Annotated in this window: 18 protein-coding genes and 1 pseudogene; 12 read left to right on the top strand and 7 right to left on the bottom strand. The window is 53.7% G+C overall.

The features are described 5' to 3' along the window. Window positions 1-92 precede the first annotated feature (92 nt). The 6 genes from ACORNT_RS16595 (at window position 93) to ACORNT_RS16570 (ending at window position 8,018) form a co-directional block, all read left to right on the top strand. A complete protein-coding gene (locus ACORNT_RS16595) occupies window positions 93-497 on the top strand; it encodes a 5-carboxymethyl-2-hydroxymuconate Delta-isomerase (protein WP_321393465.1) in 405 nt (134 codons plus the stop codon). Window positions 498-508: 11 nt separating this feature from the next. After that, a complete protein-coding gene (hpaE, locus tag ACORNT_RS16590; RefSeq protein WP_321393462.1) occupies window positions 509-2,026 on the top strand; it encodes a 5-carboxymethyl-2-hydroxymuconate semialdehyde dehydrogenase in 1,518 nt (505 codons plus the stop codon). Between the two features lie 18 nt (window positions 2,027-2,044). Further along, a complete protein-coding gene (gene hpaD / locus ACORNT_RS16585; RefSeq protein WP_321393459.1) occupies window positions 2,045-2,884 on the top strand; it encodes a 3,4-dihydroxyphenylacetate 2,3-dioxygenase in 840 nt (279 codons plus the stop codon). A 199-nt stretch (window positions 2,885-3,083) separates the two neighbouring features. Beyond that, the gene (locus ACORNT_RS16580) at window positions 3,084-4,190 is read left to right on the top strand and encodes an efflux RND transporter periplasmic adaptor subunit (protein WP_321393456.1); all 1,107 of its coding nucleotides are present in this window, start codon (window positions 3,084-3,086) and stop codon (window positions 4,188-4,190) included. 1 nt (window position 4,191) lies between these two features. After that, a complete protein-coding gene (locus tag ACORNT_RS16575) occupies window positions 4,192-7,332 on the top strand; it encodes a multidrug efflux RND transporter permease subunit (protein WP_321393454.1) in 3,141 nt (1,046 codons plus the stop codon). Between the two features lie 146 nt (window positions 7,333-7,478). Further along, window positions 7,479-8,018, top strand: a complete 540-nt coding sequence (locus tag ACORNT_RS16570; protein ID WP_321393453.1) for a response regulator — start codon at window positions 7,479-7,481, stop codon at window positions 8,016-8,018. A 13-nt stretch (window positions 8,019-8,031) separates the two neighbouring features. Here ACORNT_RS16570 and dnaJ read toward each other — a convergent pair whose 3' ends face one another. Both dnaJ and dnaK read right to left on the bottom strand, forming a co-directional pair. Continuing rightward, entirely contained in the window at window positions 8,032-9,165 is a 1,134-nt protein-coding gene (gene dnaJ, locus ACORNT_RS16565; protein ID WP_321393450.1) for a molecular chaperone DnaJ, read from the bottom strand. 130 nt (window positions 9,166-9,295) lie between these two features. Beyond that, window positions 9,296-11,197, bottom strand: a complete 1,902-nt coding sequence (gene dnaK, locus ACORNT_RS16560; RefSeq protein WP_321393447.1) for a molecular chaperone DnaK — start codon at window positions 11,195-11,197, stop codon at window positions 9,296-9,298. A 267-nt stretch (window positions 11,198-11,464) separates the two neighbouring features. Between dnaK and ACORNT_RS16555 the strand changes: the two genes are divergently transcribed. Beyond that, window positions 11,465-11,938, top strand: a complete 474-nt coding sequence (locus tag ACORNT_RS16555; protein WP_321393445.1) for a copper chaperone PCu(A)C — start codon at window positions 11,465-11,467, stop codon at window positions 11,936-11,938. An 8-nt stretch (window positions 11,939-11,946) separates the two neighbouring features. Here the strand turns inward: ACORNT_RS16555 and ACORNT_RS16550 are convergent, their stop codons facing one another. From ACORNT_RS16550 to hrcA, 4 genes are all read right to left on the bottom strand, one after another. Beyond that, complete coding sequence (locus ACORNT_RS16550) at window positions 11,947-13,485, bottom strand: sensor histidine kinase (RefSeq protein ID WP_321393442.1); 1,539 nt, start codon at window positions 13,483-13,485, stop codon at window positions 11,947-11,949. Window positions 13,486-13,525: 40 nt separating this feature from the next. Then, entirely contained in the window at window positions 13,526-14,431 is a 906-nt protein-coding gene (locus ACORNT_RS16545) for a phosphate/phosphite/phosphonate ABC transporter substrate-binding protein (RefSeq protein WP_321393439.1), read from the bottom strand. 109 nt (window positions 14,432-14,540) lie between these two features. After that, on the bottom strand, window positions 14,541-15,146 hold the full coding sequence (gene grpE, locus ACORNT_RS16540) for a nucleotide exchange factor GrpE (protein ID WP_321393436.1): 606 nt from the start codon (window positions 15,144-15,146) through the stop codon (window positions 14,541-14,543). An 18-nt stretch (window positions 15,147-15,164) separates the two neighbouring features. Continuing rightward, window positions 15,165-16,211 (bottom strand): heat-inducible transcriptional repressor HrcA, encoded by a 1,047-nt coding sequence (gene hrcA, locus ACORNT_RS16535; protein ID WP_420717507.1) that lies wholly within the window; start codon window positions 16,209-16,211, stop codon window positions 15,165-15,167. Window positions 16,212-16,376: 165 nt separating this feature from the next. Here hrcA and rph point away from each other — a divergent pair, with 165 nt between their 5' ends. From rph to hemW, 3 genes are read left to right on the top strand one after another with little or no spacing between them, the layout of a single operon-like run. After that, the gene (gene rph, locus ACORNT_RS16530; protein WP_321393431.1) at window positions 16,377-17,093 is read left to right on the top strand and encodes a ribonuclease PH; all 717 of its coding nucleotides are present in this window, start codon (window positions 16,377-16,379) and stop codon (window positions 17,091-17,093) included. 1 nt (window position 17,094) lies between these two features. After that, on the top strand, window positions 17,095-17,730 hold the full coding sequence (gene rdgB, locus ACORNT_RS16525) for an RdgB/HAM1 family non-canonical purine NTP pyrophosphatase (RefSeq protein ID WP_321393428.1): 636 nt from the start codon (window positions 17,095-17,097) through the stop codon (window positions 17,728-17,730). Continuing rightward, the gene (hemW, locus tag ACORNT_RS16520; RefSeq protein WP_321393425.1) at window positions 17,720-18,889 is read left to right on the top strand and encodes a radical SAM family heme chaperone HemW; all 1,170 of its coding nucleotides are present in this window, start codon (window positions 17,720-17,722) and stop codon (window positions 18,887-18,889) included. Before rdgB ends, hemW begins: the two co-directional genes overlap by 11 nt. Before the next feature lie 673 nt (window positions 18,890-19,562). On the opposite strand, the pseudogene ACORNT_RS16515 reads toward hemW, so the two are convergent. Then, a pseudogene (locus ACORNT_RS16515) lies at window positions 19,563-20,099 on the bottom strand (penicillin-binding protein activator); the annotation flags it as partial. A 241-nt stretch (window positions 20,100-20,340) separates the two neighbouring features. Here ACORNT_RS16515 and rsmI point away from each other — a divergent pair. Together rsmI and ACORNT_RS16505 are read left to right on the top strand one after the other, a co-directional pair. Beyond that, complete coding sequence (gene rsmI, locus ACORNT_RS16510) at window positions 20,341-21,195, top strand: 16S rRNA (cytidine(1402)-2'-O)-methyltransferase (protein WP_321393422.1); 855 nt, start codon at window positions 20,341-20,343, stop codon at window positions 21,193-21,195. Between the two features lies 1 nt (window position 21,196). Next, window positions 21,197-21,580, top strand: coding sequence for a YraN family protein (locus ACORNT_RS16505; RefSeq protein WP_321393419.1), 384 nt, complete (start codon window positions 21,197-21,199; stop codon window positions 21,578-21,580). The last annotated feature ends 9 nt before the right edge of the window (window positions 21,581-21,589 follow it).

The following is a 21,589-nucleotide window of genomic DNA, read 5'->3' as shown; positions in this document are numbered from 1 at the left end:
TATAATAAATAACATGTTATCTATTAACTTGTTAATCAATAATCGGCCCCTTGTCAATTTGTTTCATCAGCTGAAGGTATCGGAGATCGCCTGTGCCGCATTTTATCGTTGAATATTCCGCCAATATCGAGGACGAGCTGGATCTGCCGGCCTTCCTGCCGAAAATCCGGGACAAAGCGGTGGAGACCGGGGTCTTTCCGCTGGGTGGTGTGCGGGTGAGGGCGGCGCGGCGGGATCATTATGTGGTCGCTGACGGCGCGCCGGAAAATGCCTTTGTCCATGTGACGGCCCGGCTTCGCGAGGGACGCCCCTTTGAGGTGCGCAAAAAGGCCGGCAATGATATCTTTCAGGTGATCTGCGATTACCTGCAGCCCATATTTGACAGCCGGCCGCTCGGTATCAGTTTTGAAATGCAGGAAATCGACATGGATTTCAATTTCAAGAAAAACAATCTTCATGCACGGATGCGGGAGAAATATCCCGAAAAGAACCTGTAAGGATAGAGATCATGGCACAGTTTGAAGATAATCTGGCAAAGGCCGACGAATTGCTGAAGAGATTTCGCGAAGGTCCGGCCCTTCATTATATTGCTGGCCGACTGACGGCGGGACGTTCAGGGGAGAGTTTTGACAACCTCACGCCCATTGACAACAGTGTGATCGGGCAGGTGGCGAGAGGCAATGCGGAAGATGTGGATTATGCCTGCCAGGCGGCCTGGTCCGCCTTTCCAGCCTGGCGCGACATGGCCCCGGCCCAGAGGAAAAAGATCCTGCATCATTTCGCCGACCTGATCGAGCGGGATGCAGAGGAAATCGCCCTGCTGGAAAGCATGGACACCGGACAGCCGATCCGCTTCATGAGCAAGGCGGCGATCCGCGGGGCGGCCAACTTCCGCTATTTTGCCGATAACTGCCCGGGTGCGCGGGACGGCCAGTCCCTGCCCATGCAACACCATATCAATTATACCCTGCGGCAGGCCATTGGCCCGGTCGGCGTCATTACGCCCTGGAACACCCCTTTCATGCTGTCGACCTGGAAGATCGCCCCGGCGCTGGCGGCGGGCTGTACGGTGGTGCACAAACCGGCCGAATGGAGCCCGCTGACGGCGGTGAAACTGGCCGAACTGGCCGACGAGGCGGGCATTCCCGCAGGTGTCTGGAACATGGTCCAGGGCCTCGGGGAAGAGGCCGGCAAGGCGCTTACCGAACATCCCCATATCAAGGCGCTGGCCTTCGTCGGCGAAAGCAGCACCGGCAGCATGATCATGGCCCAGGGCGCGCCGACCCTGAAACGGGTGCATTTTGAACTGGGCGGTAAAAACCCGGTCATCGTGTTCGAGGATGCGGATCTTGACCGGGCGCTGGATGCGGTGGTCTTCATGATCTACAGCCTGAACGGTCAGCGCTGTACATCTTCCAGCCGGTTGCTGGTTCAGAAAAACATCGAACAGGAGTTTGTGGCGCGTGTGGCGGAAAGGGTCAGGAAAATAAAGGTTGGCCATCCGCTGGACCCGGCCACAGAAGTGGGGCCGCTGGTGCACAAACGCCATTTCGACAAAGTCATGAGCTATATGGATATCGCCCGCAAGGACGGGGCTGAAATCACTGTCGGCGGCGAAACAATGGCGGATCTTGCCCCCGGTAATTATGTACAGCCGACCCTGTTTACCGGCGCCCGCAATGACATGCGTATTGCACAGGAAGAAATATTCGGCCCGGTGCTGACCGCCATTCCCTTTGAGGATGAGACGGAGGCGCTAACTCTGGCCAATGATGTGGAATATGGCCTCAGCGGTTATATCTGGACCGCCGATGTCGGCCGGGCGCACCGCATGGCGCAGGGGATGGATGCGGGTATGATCTGGGTGAACAGTGAGAATAATCGCCATTTGCCGGCGCCCTTTGGCGGCACCAAAGCCAGCGGCATCGGCCGGGATGGCGGCGATTACAGCTTTGAATTTTATATGGAAACCAAGAATATCTGTATCGCCCTCGGGGATCATGCAATCCCCAAACTGGGTGTATAAGGAAAGAGGAGAAGTCTGATGGGTGAAGTTGCACTGGCCGCCAAGATAACCCATGTGCCGACCATCTGGATGTCGGAAATGATCGAAGGCTTTGAGGGCATTCGCCAGTTTGCCATCGACGGGCTGAAGGAAATCGGTCGCCGGGCCGAGGAACGGGGGGTGGAAACTTTCATCCTCTGCGATACCCACTGGCTGGTCAATCAGGGCTTTCATGTCAATGGCCGGGACGGCTGGTCCGGTACCTTCACCAGTCACGAACTGCCGCACATGCTGAACGGACTGGAATATGATTACCGGGGTGATCCGGAGCTTGGCGACCTGATCGCCAAGGAAGGCAACGCTGCGGGCCTCAAAAGCCGGTGCCACAAGATGGAGGGCATGAACCTGGAATATGGCACCCTGATCCCCATGCGCCACGCCAACCATTTTGGCGCGAAAGTACTTCCCATTGCCGCCAATCAGTTCTCAAGTGTGGAGGAAAACCGCATTTTCGGTGCTGCCCTGCGCCGGGCGGTGGAAAAAAGCGGTCGCCGTGTGGCTTTCCTCGCTTCGGGCTCCCTGTCGCATGAATTTGCGCCCAACCATATTTCGCAGGAGAAGCTCAACGATATTACCGACGAATTTCACCGGCAGGTGGATATCAGGGTCATGCAGCTTTGGCAGCAGGGTGAGATTTCAACTTTTCTCAAGATGCTGCCGACCTATGTGAAGGCCTGTCAGGGGGAAGGGGTCATGGCGGATACGTCGATGCTGTTCGGTCTTCTGGGCTGGGATCAATATCAGGGCCGGGGCGAAGTGCTCTGTGACTATTTTCCCTCCAGCGGGACAGGTCAGACAATCGTGGAATTTCCGCTCTGAACCACGACAGCATTCCAGAGTGAGGCCGCTCTAAACATATCTCTTTAAAACATTATTTTTCCTATAGTTTGGAAAATCTTTGTTCTATAGTCTGGCAAAATTTGCTGCAGTGCCGTGATAAAACGGTTATTGTGGTGCTCATATATTTGTTGCGCAGACAGATACGACATATTCTGTTGCCAGAATAGAGGAATGCCGCATGTCCTTGTTTTCCCGCCTGTCCCTTTTTTTCTCCCTCTTGCTGATATTTCTTGCACCTGCGTTGGTTCAGGCACAGGCGCCCGGCACCATGCCAAAGCCGACTGTAACGGTGGTGCGGGTTGAGGAAAAAGAGGTCGGCCGGCAACTGCAGCGGGTCGGCCGGGTTCAGGCAGTGGAGAGAATAGAGCTCAAGACACGGGTTGAAGGTTTTCTCGAGAAAAGACTGTTTGAAGAAGGCGGCAGGGTTAGAAAGGGCGAACTTCTTTTTGTGATTGAACGGGCGCCTTACCGGATCATGCTTGACAAGAGAAGAGCGGAGCTGGCCGGTGTGGAAGCCTCCTACATTAACGCCAGTTCATCTCTCAAACGTGTCAGGGAACTGAGGAAAAAGGGAGTCGCCTCCGAGGCAACCCTGGATAATGCCATTAATGAGGAAGCCACGGCGGAAGCCGCCCTGTTGCAGGCCCGGGCGAATATGGAAGAGGCCGAGCTTGATCTCAGTTATACAGAAATCAGAAGCCCCATTGACGGGCAGATCAGCATGTCCAATTTCAGCGTCGGCAATCTGGTGAAACCTGATTCCGGCACCCTGGCGACCATAACAAGTGTGGACCCGATTTATGTGACCGTGTCCGTTTCCGAAAAAAATCTTCTGGAAGTCCGGCGTCAGGGACTGCATGAGGAAAAGAAACCATTCGTTGCCCGGTTGCAGCTTTCTGACGGGTCAATCTACGGCTATACCGGTGAATTCGAGTATCTTGGCACCGAGGTCAGCCAGACAACAGATACAATTACCGTCAGGGCAACATTTCCCAACCCGGAAGGTCTTTTGCTGCCCGGGCAGTTCGCCCATGTTCTGGTCGAGGAACGGGAAAAGAAAAAGCGGCTGTTGATTCCCCAGGCCACCGTTCAGCAGGACCGGCAGGGGTATTTTGTCCTTGTGGTGACCGACGACAACCGGGTCCAGCAACGGCGAATAGAGGTTGCCGGCGCCCAGGGAACACAGTGGATCGTCGCCAGCGGCCTGGCGCGCGGGGAACGGATCATTCTTGAGGGGCTGCAGAAGGTCCGTTCCGGCATGGAAGTCAACGTGGTGGAGCAATAATATGTTTTCCGTCTTTTTTGTCCGACGGCCAAAATTTGCCCTGGTGATCTCTATTGTCATGGTGCTGGCCGGATTGCTGGCACTCAGCGACTTGCCGGTGGCCCAGTTTCCGGAAATCACCCCGCCTTCCGTCGTGGTGACAGCCAGCTATCCGGGCGCCAGCGCCGAGGTGGTGGAACAGACTGTTGCGTCGGTAATCGAAGCCGAAGTCAACGGTGTGGAGAATATGACCTACATGACCTCCCGCAGCACCAATGACGGCGGATACTCTCTGACAGTACATTTCAAGGTTGGTACAGACCCGGATATCGCCTCGGTCAATGTACAGAACCGGGTTGCCATTGCGGAAAACAAGCTGCCGCTGGATGTGACAAGAATGGGCATCGTCACCCGGTCCCAGTCCAGCAATATGCTGATGATCATCAATCTGGTTTCGCCAGACCAGAGCCACAGTGAGCTTTACCTGAGCAACTATGCCTCCATCTATCTGCAGGATGTTCTGGGGCGAATTGACGGCGTTGGATCGGTCTCGCAACTGGGCGCCAAGAACTATGGCATGCGGGTGTGGGTCAATCCCGACAAACTGACATCCCTGGGCCTGACCAGCCAGGATGTGGCGGATGCCATTGCGGCCCAGAATATTCAGGCATCAGTCGGCAAGATCGGTGCGCCGCCCAACACCCGGGACGTGCAGTTTCAATATGCCTTGAATGCAAAGGGCCGCCTTGTCACGGTCGAGGAATTTGAAGATATCGTGATCCTGGCGCGTGAGGATGGCTCGCTGGTGCGACTTGCCGATGTGGCGCGGGTGGAACTGGGAGCCAGTTCCTATTCCGGGTCCCCTAAAATGAACGGCATCCCGGCAGCGGCAATGGCCATTTATCAGTCGCCGGGGGCCAACGCTCTGGCTGTTGCGGATGCGGTGAAGGCCGAGCTGGACAATCTGTCGACCAAATTTCCGGCGGATATGGAATATAACATTCTCTACGACACCACAAATTACGTGGAAGCGTCCATGGCGGAGGTGGTCCAGACCCTGTTCATCACCTTCGTTCTGGTTGTCGGCGTGACCTGGTTGTTCCTTGGTGACTGGCGGGCAGCGGTCATCCCGGCCTGTGCCATTCCGGTTTCCCTGATCGGGTCCTTTGTGGTCGTTGCCGCCCTTGGCTTTACCGTCAATACCATTACCCTGTTTGCCCTGATCCTGGCGATCGGCATTGTGGTGGATGATTCCATTGTGGTTGTGGAAAATGTGATGCGCAACATGTCGGAAACCGGGCTCGAGGCCGCCGCGGCGACCGAGAAATCCATGGGTGAGGTTTTCGGTCCGGTGATCGCCACGACACTTGTTCTTTTTGCCGTTTTTATACCGGTCGCCTTCATGCCGGGCATTACCGGGGTGCTCTATAAACAATTTGCGGTGACGATCTGCGTCGCGGTGGGTTTTTCCTCGATAAATGCCCTGACCCTGTCACCGGCCCTGTGCGCCCTGCTTCTGGGCAGGGAAAGTAAACCGCCGACCGGAATCTTCCATTATTTTGATCGTCTTGTAGTTTGGCTCAGGAATTTTTATGTGAAATATGTCACCCTGTCCGCCGGCCGGACAATGGTGATTATGTTCGGTCTTCTCATCGTTGGCGGGTTGACTTTGCTCCTGTTCCGGACGGTTCCTTCCGGCTTTCTGCCCATGGAAGACAGCGGACATCTGCTGGTCAATATCCAGTTGCCGGACGGGGCGTCGCTGAACCGGACAGATGAGATTGTGGAAGAAGCCCGGAAAATGATCTCCGACATACCCGGCGTCACCAATATAATTTCAGTTTCCGGGTTCAGTCTGCTGGCCGGAGAGGCTGCAAACGGTGGAGTGATGTTCGTGATTCTTGAGCCCTGGGACGAGCGAACTTCTTTTGAAAAACAGTGGTTCACGATTCTTGGCCAGATCAACGCCCGGGTCTCGACCATTGCGGCGGCGGATATATTTGCCTTTCCTGTTCCGCCGATTTCGGGTCTTGGTATTTCCGGCGGTGTGGAAGCCCAGGTCCAGGATTACGAGGGGAGAACGTCCCAGGAACTGGCCGCAGCCATACGCAGCCTGATATTCTCGGCAAACCAGGAGGGCTCTTTTGCCCAGGTCAGGAGCACCTTCAGTGCGAACCTGCCTCAATATCAGTTAGACATAGACCGGGAGAAAGTGCGCACACTCGGTCTTGACCTGTCCAGTGTTTTCAAGGTATTGCAGCAGAACCTCAGTGGGTATTATATTAATGACTTCAATCTGTTCGGAAAAGTCTACCGGGTAACCCTCCAGGCAGAATCAGACTATCGAGATGAAATACAGGACATGAACCGTCTGTTTGTCAGAAACGACAGCGGCGATATGGTTCCCCTGAGCGCTATCATGGAGGCGGTGCCGGTCCTCGGCCCGCAAAGCGTCAGCCGCTATAATATCTACAAATCTGCTTTGGTGACAGCCACACCTGCACAGGGTGTGAGTTCAGGCGACGCCATGGCGGCAATGGAGGCCGTAGCCCGGGAAGCCCTGCCGGCGGGGTACGGGATTGAATGGACGGGGACGGCGCACGAACAGATGGAAGCCGAGAAGCTGGTACTGCTGATTTTTGTGCTGGCCTTCACTTTTGCCTATCTGTTTCTGGTCGCCCAGTATGAAAGCTGGACCATCCCTATGGCAGTCATCCTGTCCGTCATTGTTGCCCTGTTCGGCGCTGTCATTCCCCTGTGGCTGCATCCCATGCTGGACAATAACCTTTACGCCCAGATCGGCATGGTGATGCTGATTGGCCTGGCCAGCAAAAGCGCCATCCTGATTGTTGAATTCGCCAAGAAAAGGCGGGAGGAGGGGCTCGGAATTGAAGAAGCTGCCGTGGAAGCCGCAAGGCTGAGGTTTCGTGCGGTCTTGATGACAGCCCTGTCCTTCATTCTTGGTGTGGTCCCGCTGATTGTTGCCAGTGGCGCCGGTGCGGCCAGCCGCCAGGTAATCGGGTTTGTAGTTTTCTTTGGAATGGTCTTTGCCACTACCGTGGGTATTTTTCTTATTCCCGGTCTTTATGTCGCTGTGGAGAAAATGCGCACTAAATTCAAAAAACGGTCGACACAGCAGCCTGAAGTGGTTAATCCGGAATGAGTTTTCTTTACTTCAGAAAAAGTTAATGAAAAGAATTCGCTTATTCAGAAGAAGATGTATTATTGTAGGGCAATTATAGTTCACAAATTGCTAAAACACGGCTAGTTTATACAACCTAAATAAGTCAGGCAGAAACGAAGTCAAAAATGAATTTCTCCAATATCTCCATTCTGGTGGTTGATGATAACGAAAATATGGTGACTCTCCTGCAGGCCATGCTGACAGCATTCGGCACGGAACAGCTGAAGGTTGCCTACAGTGCACAGGATGCGCTGAAAATCATGAGAAAATGGACACCTGACCTGATTATTACCGACTGGCGCATGAAACCCATGGGTGGATATGAGTTTGTTAAACTCATGCGGTCGGAAAGTAATTATCCCGAATGCTTTATTCCCATTATTGTGGTCAGTGCCTACAGCGAGATCACACGGGTCAAGGAAGCACAGGCTGTTGGTGTGAATCAATTCCTTGTTAAACCGGTTTCCCCGGAATCGCTGTATCGTCGTATCATGTGGACGATCCAGCACCCCTTTCAGTTCCGCCTGGTTGACGGCCGTTATGTGCCGGTGTTTGACAGTTCGGCCCAGGACAAGACCCTTGAAGGGCACAAGGTCAAAGATGACGAATCCTTTGTCTGGGATATCGATGATGAAAAAGATGACGGTGGCATAACCTATAACTGACGCTCAATACGGCTCAGTCGGTCAGGTCATTCCACAGGTCTTTTACCTTGTTGAAAAAACCGGATGATTCCGGACTTACCTCATCACCGCATTCATCGGCAAAGGCCCTGAGCAGTTGCTTTTGCTTTTTGGTAAGGTTCACCGGTGTTTCAACCCGGGTCTGGATAATCATGTCGCCGACCTGCGTCGACTGAAGCACCGGCATGCCCTTGCCGCGCAGCCGGTATTGCTTTCCTGTCTGGGTGCCGGCACTGATTTTGACGCTTGCCCTTTCACCGCCGACAGTCGGGACATCTATATCGCCGCCCAGGGTGGCAGTGGTCATGGCGATGGGAATTTCACAGAAAATAGTGGCCCCGTCGCGCTGGAAAATCGGATGATATTCGATATTGATAAAGATATAGAGGTCGCCCGGAGGAGCTCCCCGTTTGCCGCGTTCCCCTTCACCCTGCAGGCGGATTCTGGTACCGTCTTCAACACCGCGCGGGATTTTGACGGACAGGGTCTTGTGTTCCTCGACCTGTCCTGCCCCGTGGCATTTTTCGCAAGGATCGGCAATAACCTGGCCTTTGCCGTGACAGCTCGGGCAGGCGCGCTCCACCATAAAAAATCCCTGCTGGGTCCGGACCTTGCCGATACCGTTACAGGTGCTGCAGATTTCGGGGCTGGAGCCGGGTTGCGCACCGGTTTCATCGCATTCATCGCAGGGAACCGCGCGGGGAATGCTAATTTTTTCTTCTTTGCCTGAAAAGGCGTCTTCCAGAGTCACCGTCAGGTTATAGCGCAGGTCGGCGCCGCGCTGATTGGCGCGACTGCGGCGGCTGCGACCGCCGGCCATGCCGAACAGGTCTTCGAAAATATCGGAAAAGGCTGAATCAAAACCGCCGAATCCCTGACCGCCTGCGCCCGGACCGCCACCATTTTCAAAAGCAGCATGGCCGAACTGGTCATAGGCCGCCCGTTTCTGGTCGTCCTTCAGGATATCATAGGCTTCACTGACTTCCTTGAATTTGCTTTCCGCCTCTGCATCGTCCTGATTGCGGTCAGGATGAAATTGCATGGCTTTCTTGCGATAGGCTTTTTTCAGATCGGCAGCTGTGACCGATCTTTCCACTTCAAGAACTTCATAATAACATGCTTTTGCCATACCTACCCCGGTCTTCTACCTGATCTGAGTCTTCTACTGCTGTTTCTGAGCAGTAGCACCGCCCCGAATTCCCCCGGGGCGGCGCATTGCAGTTACTCAGATTTCTAACGGTCCACACATGATGCGCTGATTATTTGTTGTTATCGTCTACTTCTTCGTAGTCAACATCAACCACATCATCGTCAGATGAAGGTTCTTCCCCGCCGGCAGCGGCCTCGCCACCCTCGGCCTGGGCCTTGTAAACAGCCTCGCCAAGTTTCATGGCAACCTGCTGCAGGTTCTGGACGGCCTGGTTAATGGCATCAACATCCTCGCCGGTTGCAGCTTCCTTGGCAGCTTTTACGGCATCCTCGATGGCGGATTTTTCGCCGGCATCGATTTTATCGCCGTGTTCAGCCAACTGGCCTTCCACAGAATGGGCGAGGCTTTCAGCCTGGTTGCGGGCCTCGACAAGGGCTTTACGCTTCTTGTCCTCATCGGCGTGGGCTTCAGCATCCTTGACCATCTGGTCGATGTCGTCATCGCTGAGGCCGCCTGAAGCCTGGATCCGGATCTGCTGTTCCTTGCCGGTTCCTTTGTCCTTGGCGGACACGTTGACGATACCGTTGGCGTCAATGTCAAAGGTTACTTCGACCTGAGGAATGCCGCGCGGGGCAGCCGGAATACCAACCAGGTCGAACTGGCCAAGCATTTTGTTGTCGGCAGCCATCTCACGTTCACCCTGGAAAACCCGGATGGTTACGGCTGTCTGGTTATCTTCGGCCGTTGAGAATACCTGGGATTTCTTGGTCGGGATCGTTGTGTTGCGGTCGATCAGGCGGGTGAACACACCGCCCAGGGTTTCGATGCCCAGGGACAGGGGAGTCACATCAAGCAGCAGAACGTCTTTCACGTCACCCTGCAGAACGCCGGCCTGAATGGCGGCGCCCATGGCAACAACCTCGTCAGGGTTCACACCCTTGTGTGGTTCCTTGCCAAAGAATTCCTTCACGGTTTCAATGATTTTCGGCATACGCGTCATACCACCGACCAGGACTACCTCATCGATTTCCCCGGCGCTGACGCCGGCGTCTTTCAGGGCTGCCTTGCAGGGGCCGACTGTCCGTTGCACAAAATCGGCAACAAGCGCTTCGAATTTTGAGCGGGTCAGCTTCATGGTCAGGTGTTTCGGACCGGAGGCGTCTGCAGTGATAAACGGCAGGTTGATTTCAGTCTGCTGGGCGCTGGAGAGCTCAATCTTGGCTTTTTCAGCGGCTTCTTTCAGGCGCTGCAGGGCCATATTGTCGCCGCGCAGGTCAATGCCGTTCTCTTTCTTGAACTCATCGGCCAGATATTCGACGAGGCGCATGTCAAAGTCTTCACCGCCGAGGAAAGTGTCCCCGTTGGTGGATTTTACTTCAAATACACCGTCGCCGATTTCAAGAATGGAGACGTCAAAGGTACCGCCACCAAGGTCATATACCGCGATGGTTTTTCCTTCTTCCTTGTCAAGGCCGTAAGCCAGGGCAGCAGCAGTCGGTTCGTTGATGATACGCAGGACTTCCAGACCGGCAATCTTGCCGGCGTCCTTGGTCGCCTGACGCTGGGCGTCGTTAAAATAGGCCGGAACGGTGATTACGGCCTGATCGACTTTCTCACCAAGATAATTCTCGGCGGTCTCTTTCATTTTCTGAAGGATAAAGGCTGAAACCTGGCTCGGGCTGTAATCTTTACCCTGGGCTTCCACCCAGGCATCGCCATTGTCGGCCTTGACAATTTTGTAAGGCACCATTTCCATGTCCTTGCGGGTCGCCGGATCATCGAAGGGGCGACCGATAAGACGTTTAATGGCAAACAGTGTATTTTCGGAGTTGGTGACGGCCTGGCGTTTGGCCGGCTGACCTACAAGACGTTCACCGTCGCCGGTGAAAGCGACCATTGAAGGCGTTGTGCGACCGCCTTCTGCATTTTCAATAACCTTAGGTTTCGCTCCGTCCATGATGGCGATACAGGAGTTCGTTGTACCTAAGTCAATTCCAATTACCTTACCCATTATAATCCTCTATCTTTCGGCTATTCCGTTCGACCATACACATGCATCGTCCGGGATACCATTCTCATTTGCTACAAAATTTTCCACCAACATCCGGCGGTATCAGGTTTATGAGGGTTATATAAGTCGGTTTTTCAGGCCTGCAAGGCAAAAAGGAAGAAAAAAATACATTTTTCACACCTTGAATAGCGTAGTTTGGGTTATTAAAGATCGACAAGGTTACGACTGAAAAAACACGGATTTCAATAACAGGATTTATTAAGGATCATGCGTTTTACAATAGCTGCTTTTTTCACCCTGCTTTCCATCCTTCCCATTATGTCCCATGCCGGTGCCGGCGAAGTATCGATAGATGTTTCTGAAGTATGGGCAAGACCGGTGTTCATGACCGGCCGTACCGGGGCTGCTTATTTTGCAATACGTAATAACGGCGATGCTGATGACCGGTTGCTGTCGGTCAAGACTCTTCTTTCCGCACGGGCTGAGCTCCATGAACATATCCATGACAACGGCGTGATGAAGATGCGCCAGGTGGATCATGTTGACGTAGCTGCCGGGGAAACGGTGATGTTTCGTCCGGGCGGTTACCATGTCATGATTTTTGATGTTCAGAAGAAGCTTTCGGAAGGTGATAGCTTTCCAATGACGCTCACCTTTGAGCATGGTGGTGATATCGAAGTGACGGCACATGTTATGAAACAGGCGCCGTTAGCAGAACACGACCATTCAGCCCATCACTAAAAGCCTGTTCAGGGTCCTTTTGATTTATGTTTTTGGGGCAGGCGGCAATAGAAAAGGCTGCCTTCTCCTTCTTCACTTTCAAAGCCGATTTCCCCATCCATCAGCTCGGTTAATTTCCGGCTGATGGCCAGGCCAAGGCCTGTGCCGCCAAATTTGCGGGTAATCGAGGTGTCTTCCTGGGTAAATTCCTGAAAAATGTTTTTGTGGTTCCGGCTGGCAATGCCTTTCCCGGTATCCCTGACGGAAAAGCATATGGCATCTATGAGTGGCTCACCGATTTCGCAGGGATAGGCCCGCAGGGTCACGGACCCTTTTTCCGTAAACTTGATGGCGTTGTCCATGAAATTGGACAGGATCTGTTTCAGGCGATCCGGATCGGTTTCAATCTCTGCCGGGATATCGGGGGAAATCTCCAGCTTCAGGTCCAGACCTTTACCCCGGGCTTTATAGAAATATATATCAATAATATTCTCAAGAAAATCCTCCACCGGAACGGCAGAGAATTCAAGGTCGATCTTGTCAGCCTCGATTTTGGACAGATCGAGAATATCATTGATGATAGTCAGGAGCATATCGCCTGAGGATTTGGCCGTATCGGCATAATCTCTTTGCCGGTCGGTCAGGGTCGTCGACCGGATCAGGTCGAGCATGCCAAGAAGGGAGTTCATGGGCGTTCTGAGTTCATGGGTCATGACCGCCAGGAAGTTTGATTTTGCCCGGTTGGCTGCCTCCGCCCGGTCCCTGGCCTTTCGCAGGGCGTTGCCCCGTTCTTCCAGTTCGGCGGTTCTGGCCTGAACTTCACTGTCGAGGTTGTCGGTCAATTCCTGAAGCTCTTCATTGGTGGCATGCAGGTTTTCCACCATTTGTTTGAAAGCATGGCCGAGCTCGGCAATTTCATCATGGCCCTTAATATTCAGGACGAGATTTTTCTCACCTTCGGCAATCCGTTTGGCCTTTATTGTCAGGTCTGAAAGCGGACGGGTGAACCTGTTGGCGAACATGCTGCTGAAAAACAGGGCGATGGCGGCGCAGAACAGGATGACGGTCAGTTGTTCTTTGAGTTGCTGGTCAATGTTGAAATTTGTCCGGTCCAGGGAATATTCCACAAAAATATGACCGATGATATCGTCTGACGAGAGTTTTACAGGGCCGCCGATCCAGTAATGTTTTCCTATACTGCTGAAGGTTATATTGCCAGTTAAATACAATTGTTCGGGAACCAGTTGTGATATGTCTTTACCACGGTAGGGATTCTCGGTCGTGCCGTCGGTAATAACCTGGAGTTTATCATCCAGCACGAAGCTTTTTGTAATGTCCTTGTGGGTGGCCAGGGCCCGGAGATAGTTCCGGATACTTACGCTGTTCAGATAATAAACATCATCAGCGATAATGTTGGAGACTGTTTCGATGGACGTAATGCTGTCCCGGATTTGCTGGTCGATCAGTTCCTGCCGTGAAATCGATGTCGTAAAATAGGTTGTCGCCCCGGTCAGCAGAATGATGACGGCGGAAGTGAACAGAAGAAGTTTTGAGCGGATATGTCTCATTTCTGCAATAGAGCCCGAGTTTCAATTAAGAGCGGGAAGTTCATCGGTTACGAGGCTCCGCTGCATTTTTATCATAAAGTTCTCTGATGAGGACCAGTTCAGTTTCCGGCATGACATCAAACTTGGCTGTTTTTTCGGCTTTTTTTAGCACTTTTCGACCTTTTTCAGACAGATGCATACGGGAAAGAAGTTGAACCAGTTTATCTACAATTTCTTCGGACAGATGAGGAGAAAAAGTTACAGCATGACGGGGGATGGGGTTGGACCGATCGATAATTTTTAGCTGACTCAGGTCTGAATTGGTCAGTTTTTCCAGCTTTTGGTTCGACATGGCACCGGCATCCACCCGTTGATGCAGCACCCAGGTCAGGGTGTTTTCGTCATGTCCGGAGATGACGAAATTCACTGCATTATTGTCCGGAGTGGCATCTTGGCCGGGCTGTGTTTCCCTGAGGGGCAGCCCCTGGTCCAGGAACATGGCCCTTGGCATTAGAAAACCTGATGTGGAAGATTTACTGTCAAAGGCAATTGTCTGACTTTTCAGGTCCGGAAGAGCCAGCACCGGGCTATTTTTTAACGAAAAAATGACAGTATGGTAATGGGATTTTCCTTTTTTCCAGCGTCGAAGGATGGTTCTGCTGCCGACTTTTCTGTTGACGGATTCGACAACCAGCGGGCTGTCCAGAAACAGGTCCACCTGTTTTTCCTGTATCGCATTGGCGATATCGTCTGTCGTGCGGGCGACGAGTACCCGGCTGCTTTCGTATCCGAATTCTTTAAGATTATCCTGCAGATAGTCGGCAAGAGCCTGAAATTTCTTTATTTCTTCAGAGGGAGTGTCGCTGATCGAAGCGATGATAAATTCACGTCCGGTTTCCACCGCGAAGGAGGCAGCCGGAAATAAGAAAATCTGGCAGAAGAAAAGAAACAGACTGCTACGCCACATACACTGATACCCAAAAATATTATTATATAGTCAAACTATACTAATATAAGTTCATAAACAAAAGGCCAGTTCAGAAAACTGGCCCATTATTATGAAATTTAGATTAATTTCAGGCGGTGGTGTCGACGTGATCCTGTTTTTCCGGTGCGCTGCCTTTGGCCACTCCGACCATGGCCGGGCGCAACAGCCGTTCTTTCAACGTATAGCCGACCTGCATGACCTGGACGACGGTACCTTCTTCCGCACCGCTGTTGGGGATTTCAAACATGGCCTGGTGCAGATTGTGGTCGAATTTTTCACCTTTTGGGTCGACCTTGCGAATACCGTGCTTTTCGAAATTGTTGAGCAGTTCCCGTTCGGTCATTTCCACCCCTTCAACCAGGGCCTTGAGAGTTTCGTTGCCATCGGCATCCTCGGGAAGACTGTCCAGTGCCCGGCGCAGGTTATCGCTGACCGGCAGCAGGTCGCGGGCAAAGGCGGTTACCGCATAGTTGGTGGCATCCTGTTTTTCCCGTTCCGCCCGGCGGCGCAGGTTTTCTGTTTCGGCAACTGCCCGCAGCAGCTTGTCTTTCAACTCGGCAATTTCAGCCTGGGCAGCGGCCAGGGCATCCTCTGCGGTTTTCTCCGGTGCCGGTGCGTTGGCTTCTGCCGGGGCGTCAGTTTCATTCGCCTGGTTTTCAGGAGTTTCCGGGGTATGTTCTGTATTTTCAGTCATGACTTTGTTCTTCTTATATTAGAGAATATTTCCAATCACCTTGGCGGTATAGTCAACAATGGGAATGATACGGGCATAATTCAACCTGGTGGGGCCGATTACACCGATCACTCCGAGAATGTTATTGTCGGCATCCATATAGGGGGAAGCGATAACAGATGAGCCGGAAAGGGAAAAGAGCTTATTTTCAGAACCGATAAAAATTCTTACTCCTTCGGCGTTTTTGGCCAGGTCCAGGAGGTTGACCAGTTCGTTTTTGGTTTCCAGGTCGTCAAACAGTGTCCTGATCCGTTCCAGATCTTCACGGGCCTCAAGATTTTCCAGCAGATTGGCACGTCCCCGAACGATCAGAGTCTCCGGAGCCGGGGACCCCTTGCCGGATCCGGCGCGCACGGCCAATCCCTGTTCAACCACCTGCTGGGTCAGCTTGTCCAGTTCGGCCTTCTGTTCACGAAGCTCCTTCTGAATCACCTTCTGGGCCTCGGCAAAGGTTCGTCCCACCATACGGGCATTCAGATAGTTGCCGGCCTGGACAAGGGCGGCAGGGGTCAGGCCCTGCGGCACCTCGATAATCCGGTTTTCCACATCATCGCCCTCACTGACAAGAACCACCAGGGCGCGGCCCGGCCCGATGTGGACAAATTCTATGTGTTTCAGCTGACGTTCGTATTTTGGCGCCACTACAATACTGGCACACTGGGACAGGCCGGACAGCAGACTTGTCGCCTGGGGCAGTATTTCATCAAGGCGACTGCCTTTTTCATGGCATTTTATGCGGATATTGGTGCGTTCATCCTCGGACAGGTTGCCGACTTCCAGCAGACCGTCCACAAACAGTCTGAGGCCAAGTTCGGTGGGAATTCGTCCGGCTGAGGTATGCGGGGAATAAATCAGACCGCTGTCTTCCAGATCGGCCATTACATTGCGAATGGAGGCCGGAGACAGGGGGCTTGTCAGTATTCTCGACAGGGTGCGCGAACCCACCGGATCGCCTGTCAAAAGATAGGCGTCAACGATATGGCGGAATATATCCCGTGATCTGTCATTCAATGTTTCCAGAAGCATGCCACTGAATCTATGCTTCCCGCGGGAAATTTCAATGACTCAATTTCAATAACTCAATATTCAATAACCGGGTGTGAATTTTTGCCGTCCGCAACTATTGGGCTGGACGGCGGGCTGCGTTAACGATAGAAGAACAGGGATTTATACAAATTCAGGAGATTTTTTATGCGTCCTTCCGGCCGTAAACCCGACCAGTTACGTGACATTAAACTTGAAATCGGTTTTTCAAAATATGCGGAAGGCTCCTGTCTGGCCCGTTTTGGCGATACCCATGTCCTGTGTACAGCAACGCTGGAGGATAAAGCTCCGCCTTTCCTGAGGGATACAGGGCAGGGCTGGGTGACGGCGGAATATGGCATGCTGCCCCGTTCCACCCACAGCCGCATGGGGCGCGAGGCCGCCCGCGGTAAACAGTCCGGACGCACCCAGGAAATCCAGCGCCTGATCGGCCGCGCCCTGCGCGCCGTCTGCGACATGGAAGCCATTGGCGAACGCCAGGTGCGCATCGACTGTGACGTGATCCAGGCCGACGGCGGTACCCGTACCGCGGCCATTACCGGCGCTTATGTTGCGCTTTACCAGTGTTTTAAAAGGATGCTGGAAGACGGCTTGATCAGCAAAATGCCGATCACCACCGAAGTAGCGGCGGTTTCCTGCGGCATTTATGAAGGTGTGCCGGTGCTGGATCTGGATTATGATGAGGACAGTGCCGCCGCCACGGACGCCAACTTTGTGCTGACCGGTGATGGCCGTATTGTTGAAATCCAGGGCACAGCCGAAGAAGAACCCTTTACCGAGGAAGAGCTGCTGCGTCTGATGCGTCTTGCCAAAATCGGTGTGACGCAGCTTGTCAAAAAACAGAACGAGGTTCTGGAGGGCTGAGATGGCCAGAAAGTTCAGGGAAAAAAAACTTGTTGTCGCCAGCCATAATCCCGGCAAGGTGCGGGAGATCAGTGAACTTTTAAAGCCCTTTGGTGTCGAGGTTTATTCCTCCGGGGAACTGAAGCTGACGGAACCGGAAGAGACCGGTTCCACCTTTCTGGAAAATGCCGAACTAAAGGCGCGCTCGGCGGCCCGGGAATCCGGTCTTGTTGCGCTGGCCGATGATTCCGGCCTTGTGGTCCCGGCTCTGGGCGGTATTCCGGGTATTCATTCGGCCCGTTATGCAGAACGTCCCGATACCGGTAAAAGGGATTTTTCCTGGGGTATGAACAAACTGCATCGGGAGCTGGAAGAAAAACAGATCGAAAAACGCAGCGCCCATTTCAGCTGTGCCCTCAGCCTGGCCTGGCCACCCTGCAAGGAATTTCCCGAAGGTCATGTGGAGACCTTTGAAGGCCGGGTTTACGGGACACTGGTCTGGCCGGTACGCGGCGACCAGGGCTTTGGATATGACCCCATGTTTGAAGCAGATGGATATCACCAGACTTTCGGCGAGATGGATCCCGGGGAAAAACACGACATCAGTCATCGGGCGGATGCCTTTCGCAAACTGATCAAGGCCTGTTTTGAGCAATAAAACGAACTCTGTAAACTCTCTCGCCATCTATGTACACTGGCCTTTCTGCCGGTCCAAATGTCCTTATTGCGATTTCAACAGTCATGTCCGGGTCTCCATAGACGAGGACGCCTGGCTGGAGGGTCTGTGCCGGGAACTGGACCATTATGCGGCGCTTAGTGGTCCGCGCACGATCGGCAGTGTGTTTTTCGGTGGCGGCACGCCGTCATTGATGTCGGCACGGACTGTCGCCGGCCTGCTGGACCGCATCGGGCGCAACTGGTCCCTGCCGGACAGCGCGGAAATCACTCTGGAAGCCAACCCGACCAGTGTGGAGGCTGAAAAGTTCAGGGATTTTGCGGCGGCCGGGATCAACCGGGTGTCCCTCGGTATACAGTCTCTCAGGGAGGATGACCTGAAGGCGCTTGGCCGGGAACATAGTGTGAAGGAAGCGAAAGACGCCATTGCCCTGGCGCAGAAATATTTCCGCCGTAACAGCTTTGATCTGATCTATGCCCGCATGGGACAAATCTGTGCCGACTGGGAAAAAGAGCTTCGGGAAGCCCTCGATCTGGCGGCCGATCATCTGTCGCTGTATCAGTTGACCATGGAGCAGGGCACAGCCTTTTACAACGAATATCGCCGGGGAAAACTTATCCTGCCGGCGGAAGAGGTTTCGGCTGACATGTATGATATGACGCAGGACATCTGCACTGCGGCGGGTTTGCCTGCCTACGAGACGTCGAATCATGCCGCCCGGGGCGAGGAAAGCCGGCATAACATGACCTACTGGACCTATGGTGATTATGTGGGTGTCGGTCCCGGCGCCCATGGCCGGTTGACCGTAGAAGGGCAGCTTCATGCCACCAGTCAGCGCCGCAAGCCGGAGTCATGGTTGAAAAATGTTCTGGAAAGCGGGCATGCCACGGAGCATGACCAGCGTCTGGATCGTCAGACCATGGCCGAGGAAATGATTATGATGGGTCTGAGGCTGACCCGGGGAATTGCTCTTTCTGAATTTCAGGCGCGGATTGGAGATCCATTGGCAGGGTATCTGGATCAAAACCGCCTGGAAGTTCTTCTTGATCAGGGATATCTGCATATGGATCAGGCGCATCTTCGGGTAACAGGTAAGGGAGCGCCCCTGCTGAATTACCTTCTGGGCGAGCTCCTTGCCTGACCTGATCCCGGTAAAGTTTGTTCAGTTCTGACTCCGTCAGCGGAATTCTGGACGGCGGGATAAAACTTGTCGGTGCCGGGCTTATTTCCCTGAACATGCCGGTGGTAATCTCATAGACCGCAAGTCCCCTTTCGCAACTGCCGTCGGGGCGGAAACGGAATAGACCGTCGATACCCATGAAACCTGCCGGATCTGTCAGTTTCTCTTCTGAGAAATCCGGAATTTCTTCCTGCCGGACCAGTGTGGCTGCGAGGGCCACGGCATCATAGCCCAGGGTAGCCAGTCGCGGTGCTTCCGTGCCGTATGTTTTTTCGTAACGGGTGAAGAATTTCTGGCTCATTTCCTTTTCGGGGGCCGCATACCAGCCGCCGATCAGGGGCGGTTCGTGCCGCAGCATTGCATCATCCCAAAGGCCGGTGCCGAGGAATTTTATTTTTGCCGGATCGATTTCATAATAGGGCAGGAGCGGGGCCAGCGTCCGCAGCAGGGCGCCGCCCTCCGGCACCAGGACAGCATCGAAATCCACTTCGCCCAGGGTTTCCATATGCTTGATTTCCTCAAGCAGATCCTGTCCGAAATCGTCGTCTTCGCCCAGGGATTCTAGGAACTCCACCTCGTCCAGATATTCCCGGCGCCGGAAATCATAATTGGCAAGGTTTTTGACCGGATCGAACAGTTCGTTGGCGATTGGCTTATAGGTCTGGACGGCAACCATATCCTTATGCCGACGCATCAGGGTTTGTCCAAAAATCTCAAGAACCCTTTCGCCATAGGGGGTTTCCGGGATCAGTGTGGCAAATTTCCCATATCCTTGTTCCGCGGCAAAGGAGAGGATTCTTTTAACCTGCTCGGCCGGGCGAAAATTCAGAAGATAAACCCCGTCGCCGGAAACGGTATGATCGGTAGAAAAGGCGATAATCTTTTTGCCGGCTTCCTGTGCCAGCGGCTTGATGGCCTTGACATCATCCGCGAACAGGGGACCAAGTATGATATCCGCTTTTGCATCCAGAATTTCTTTTGCCGCAGCAAGGGCGCCGGGTACTGTTCCCCGGGTATCGGCGGGAATCAGCACAAGCCGTTTGTCACGTGAATCAAACAGCGCCATATTGGCGGCGTTCAGGAGGGCCTGCCCGATTTCGGAATCAGGTCCCGAAAGCGGCAGCAGAAGGCCGAGCCGGATTTCAGCCCGCGGGCCTGTTTCCTCTTCCATCGGCGCCATTTCTTCTGCCGGTTCCGTTGCTGGTGGCGCCTGGTCCCGGATAAGGGGTGTGGGCTCCGGTCCGCCACAGCCTGACAGGCCGGTGACGAGAACGATCAGCAGAAGGATAAAATGTCGCAGAGAATTCATGCGCTGGAGGAAGCCTTCCAATTTTTCGGTTAAAGCCAGTAAATTCTTTAATAACCTGTATGACTGGGATAGGCTAGCCATGAATTAAGACAAAAGTTTGGACATGATTGAAAATACAGAAAAAAAGATAGCACCCGGCCTTTATGTGACGGCAACGCCGATCGGCAACCTGGGCGACATTACCCTGCGGGCTCTCGAGGTTCTGGGGCAGGCGGATGTGATTGCCTGCGAGGATACCCGGGTGACGGGCAAGCTGCTGGCGCGTTATGACATCAAACGTCCGACAGTTGCCTATCATGACCATAATGCGGAAAGAATGCTGCCCCGCCTGCTGGATCATCTGGCGCAGGGGCACAAGGTGGTTCTGGTCAGCGATGCCGGGACGCCGCTGATTTCCGATCCGGGCTATCGTCTGGTGCATGAAGCCCGCAAGGCCGGTTATAATGTGACCAGCCTTCCCGGGGCCAGCGCCCTTCTGGCGGCCCTGGCCAGCGCCGGCCTGCCGACGGACAGGTTTCTGTTTGCCGGTTTCCTGCCCAACAAAACCGCGGCCCGGCAAAAAATACTGGAAGAATTTCGCAGCCTGAAAGCAACTCTGGTATTTTATGAATCGCCGCATCGTCTTCTGGACTGCCTGAAGGATATGGAACAGGTTCTGGGGGAGCGACAGGTGGCGGTGTGCCGGGAATTGACTAAGCTTTATGAAGAAGTAAGGCAGGGACCGGTTGATCAGCTTATTGCCCATTATGAGCAGGCTCCGCTGCCAAAGGGAGAAATCGTGCTCGTTGTGGGTCCGCCGACCATATCGGAAGCGTCAGATGTCGATGTGGACGAGGCGCTTGTCCAGGCGCTCAGGTCTCTGTCGGTCAAGGAGGCGGTGGCGGCGGTGACCGGCGCAACCGGTCGCAAGCGCAAGGAGGTTTATGCCCGGGCCCTTGAACTGGCGGGCAGGGACTGATATGGCAGGGGCGCATAAAAGAAAGGCCTATTTCAAGGGTATTCTGGCTGAGTATGTTGCCATTGCCTATGTCCGGCTCAAGGGATACCGGATCAGGGAACGTCGATTTAAATGTGCGTTTGGCGAGATCGATGTGATCGCGCAGAAGGCTGACCTTATTGTTTTTATTGAAGTGAAAATTCGCAAGACCCTGGAAGAAGCAGCAAGCTCCATTCTCCGGCCGCAACAGCTCAGGATCACACGCGCCGCCAACTGGTATATCTCGCGACGGCTGGCAAATGATTTGGCCAGGCAGCTGGACTATAGTTTTCGATTTGACACCATCCTGCTGGTGCCTTGGAAATGGCCCTGCCATATTCAGGATGCCTGGCAGGAAGAAAGTTAGCAGTTGAAG

Source organism: Emcibacter sp., assembly GCF_963675455.1.
GTDB lineage: Bacteria > Pseudomonadota > Alphaproteobacteria > Sphingomonadales > Emcibacteraceae > Emcibacter.
This window is presented reverse-complemented; position numbering and strand designations above follow the sequence as displayed.

Bases quoted from the DNA above. Each gene is read 5' to 3' on its own strand.
- hpaE (WP_321393462.1), top strand. From the start codon at position 509: ATGGCACAGTTTGAAGATAATCTGGCAAAGGCCGACGAATTGCTGAAG.
- hpaD (WP_321393459.1), top strand. From the start codon at position 2,045: ATGGGTGAAGTTGCACTGGCCGCCAAGATAACCCATGTGCCGACCATC.
- ACORNT_RS16580 (WP_321393456.1), top strand. From the start codon at position 3,084: ATGTCCTTGTTTTCCCGCCTGTCCCTTTTTTTCTCCCTCTTGCTGATA.
- ACORNT_RS16575 (WP_321393454.1), top strand. From the start codon at position 4,192: ATGTTTTCCGTCTTTTTTGTCCGACGGCCAAAATTTGCCCTGGTGATC.
- ACORNT_RS16570 (WP_321393453.1), top strand. From the start codon at position 7,479: ATGAATTTCTCCAATATCTCCATTCTGGTGGTTGATGATAACGAAAAT.
- dnaJ (WP_321393450.1), bottom strand. From the start codon at position 9,165: ATGGCAAAAGCATGTTATTATGAAGTTCTTGAAGTGGAAAGATCGGTC.
- dnaK (WP_321393447.1), bottom strand. From the start codon at position 11,197: ATGGGTAAGGTAATTGGAATTGACTTAGGTACAACGAACTCCTGTATC.
- ACORNT_RS16555 (WP_321393445.1), top strand. From the start codon at position 11,465: ATGCGTTTTACAATAGCTGCTTTTTTCACCCTGCTTTCCATCCTTCCC.
- ACORNT_RS16550 (WP_321393442.1), bottom strand. From the start codon at position 13,485: ATGAGACATATCCGCTCAAAACTTCTTCTGTTCACTTCCGCCGTCATC.
- ACORNT_RS16545 (WP_321393439.1), bottom strand. From the start codon at position 14,431: ATGTGGCGTAGCAGTCTGTTTCTTTTCTTCTGCCAGATTTTCTTATTT.
- grpE (WP_321393436.1), bottom strand. From the start codon at position 15,146: ATGACTGAAAATACAGAACATACCCCGGAAACTCCTGAAAACCAGGCG.
- hrcA (WP_420717507.1), bottom strand. From the start codon at position 16,211: ATGCTTCTGGAAACATTGAATGACAGATCACGGGATATATTCCGCCAT.
- rph (WP_321393431.1), top strand. From the start codon at position 16,377: ATGCGTCCTTCCGGCCGTAAACCCGACCAGTTACGTGACATTAAACTT.
- rdgB (WP_321393428.1), top strand. From the start codon at position 17,095: ATGGCCAGAAAGTTCAGGGAAAAAAAACTTGTTGTCGCCAGCCATAAT.
- rsmI (WP_321393422.1), top strand. From the start codon at position 20,341: ATGATTGAAAATACAGAAAAAAAGATAGCACCCGGCCTTTATGTGACG.
- ACORNT_RS16505 (WP_321393419.1), top strand. From the start codon at position 21,197: ATGGCAGGGGCGCATAAAAGAAAGGCCTATTTCAAGGGTATTCTGGCT.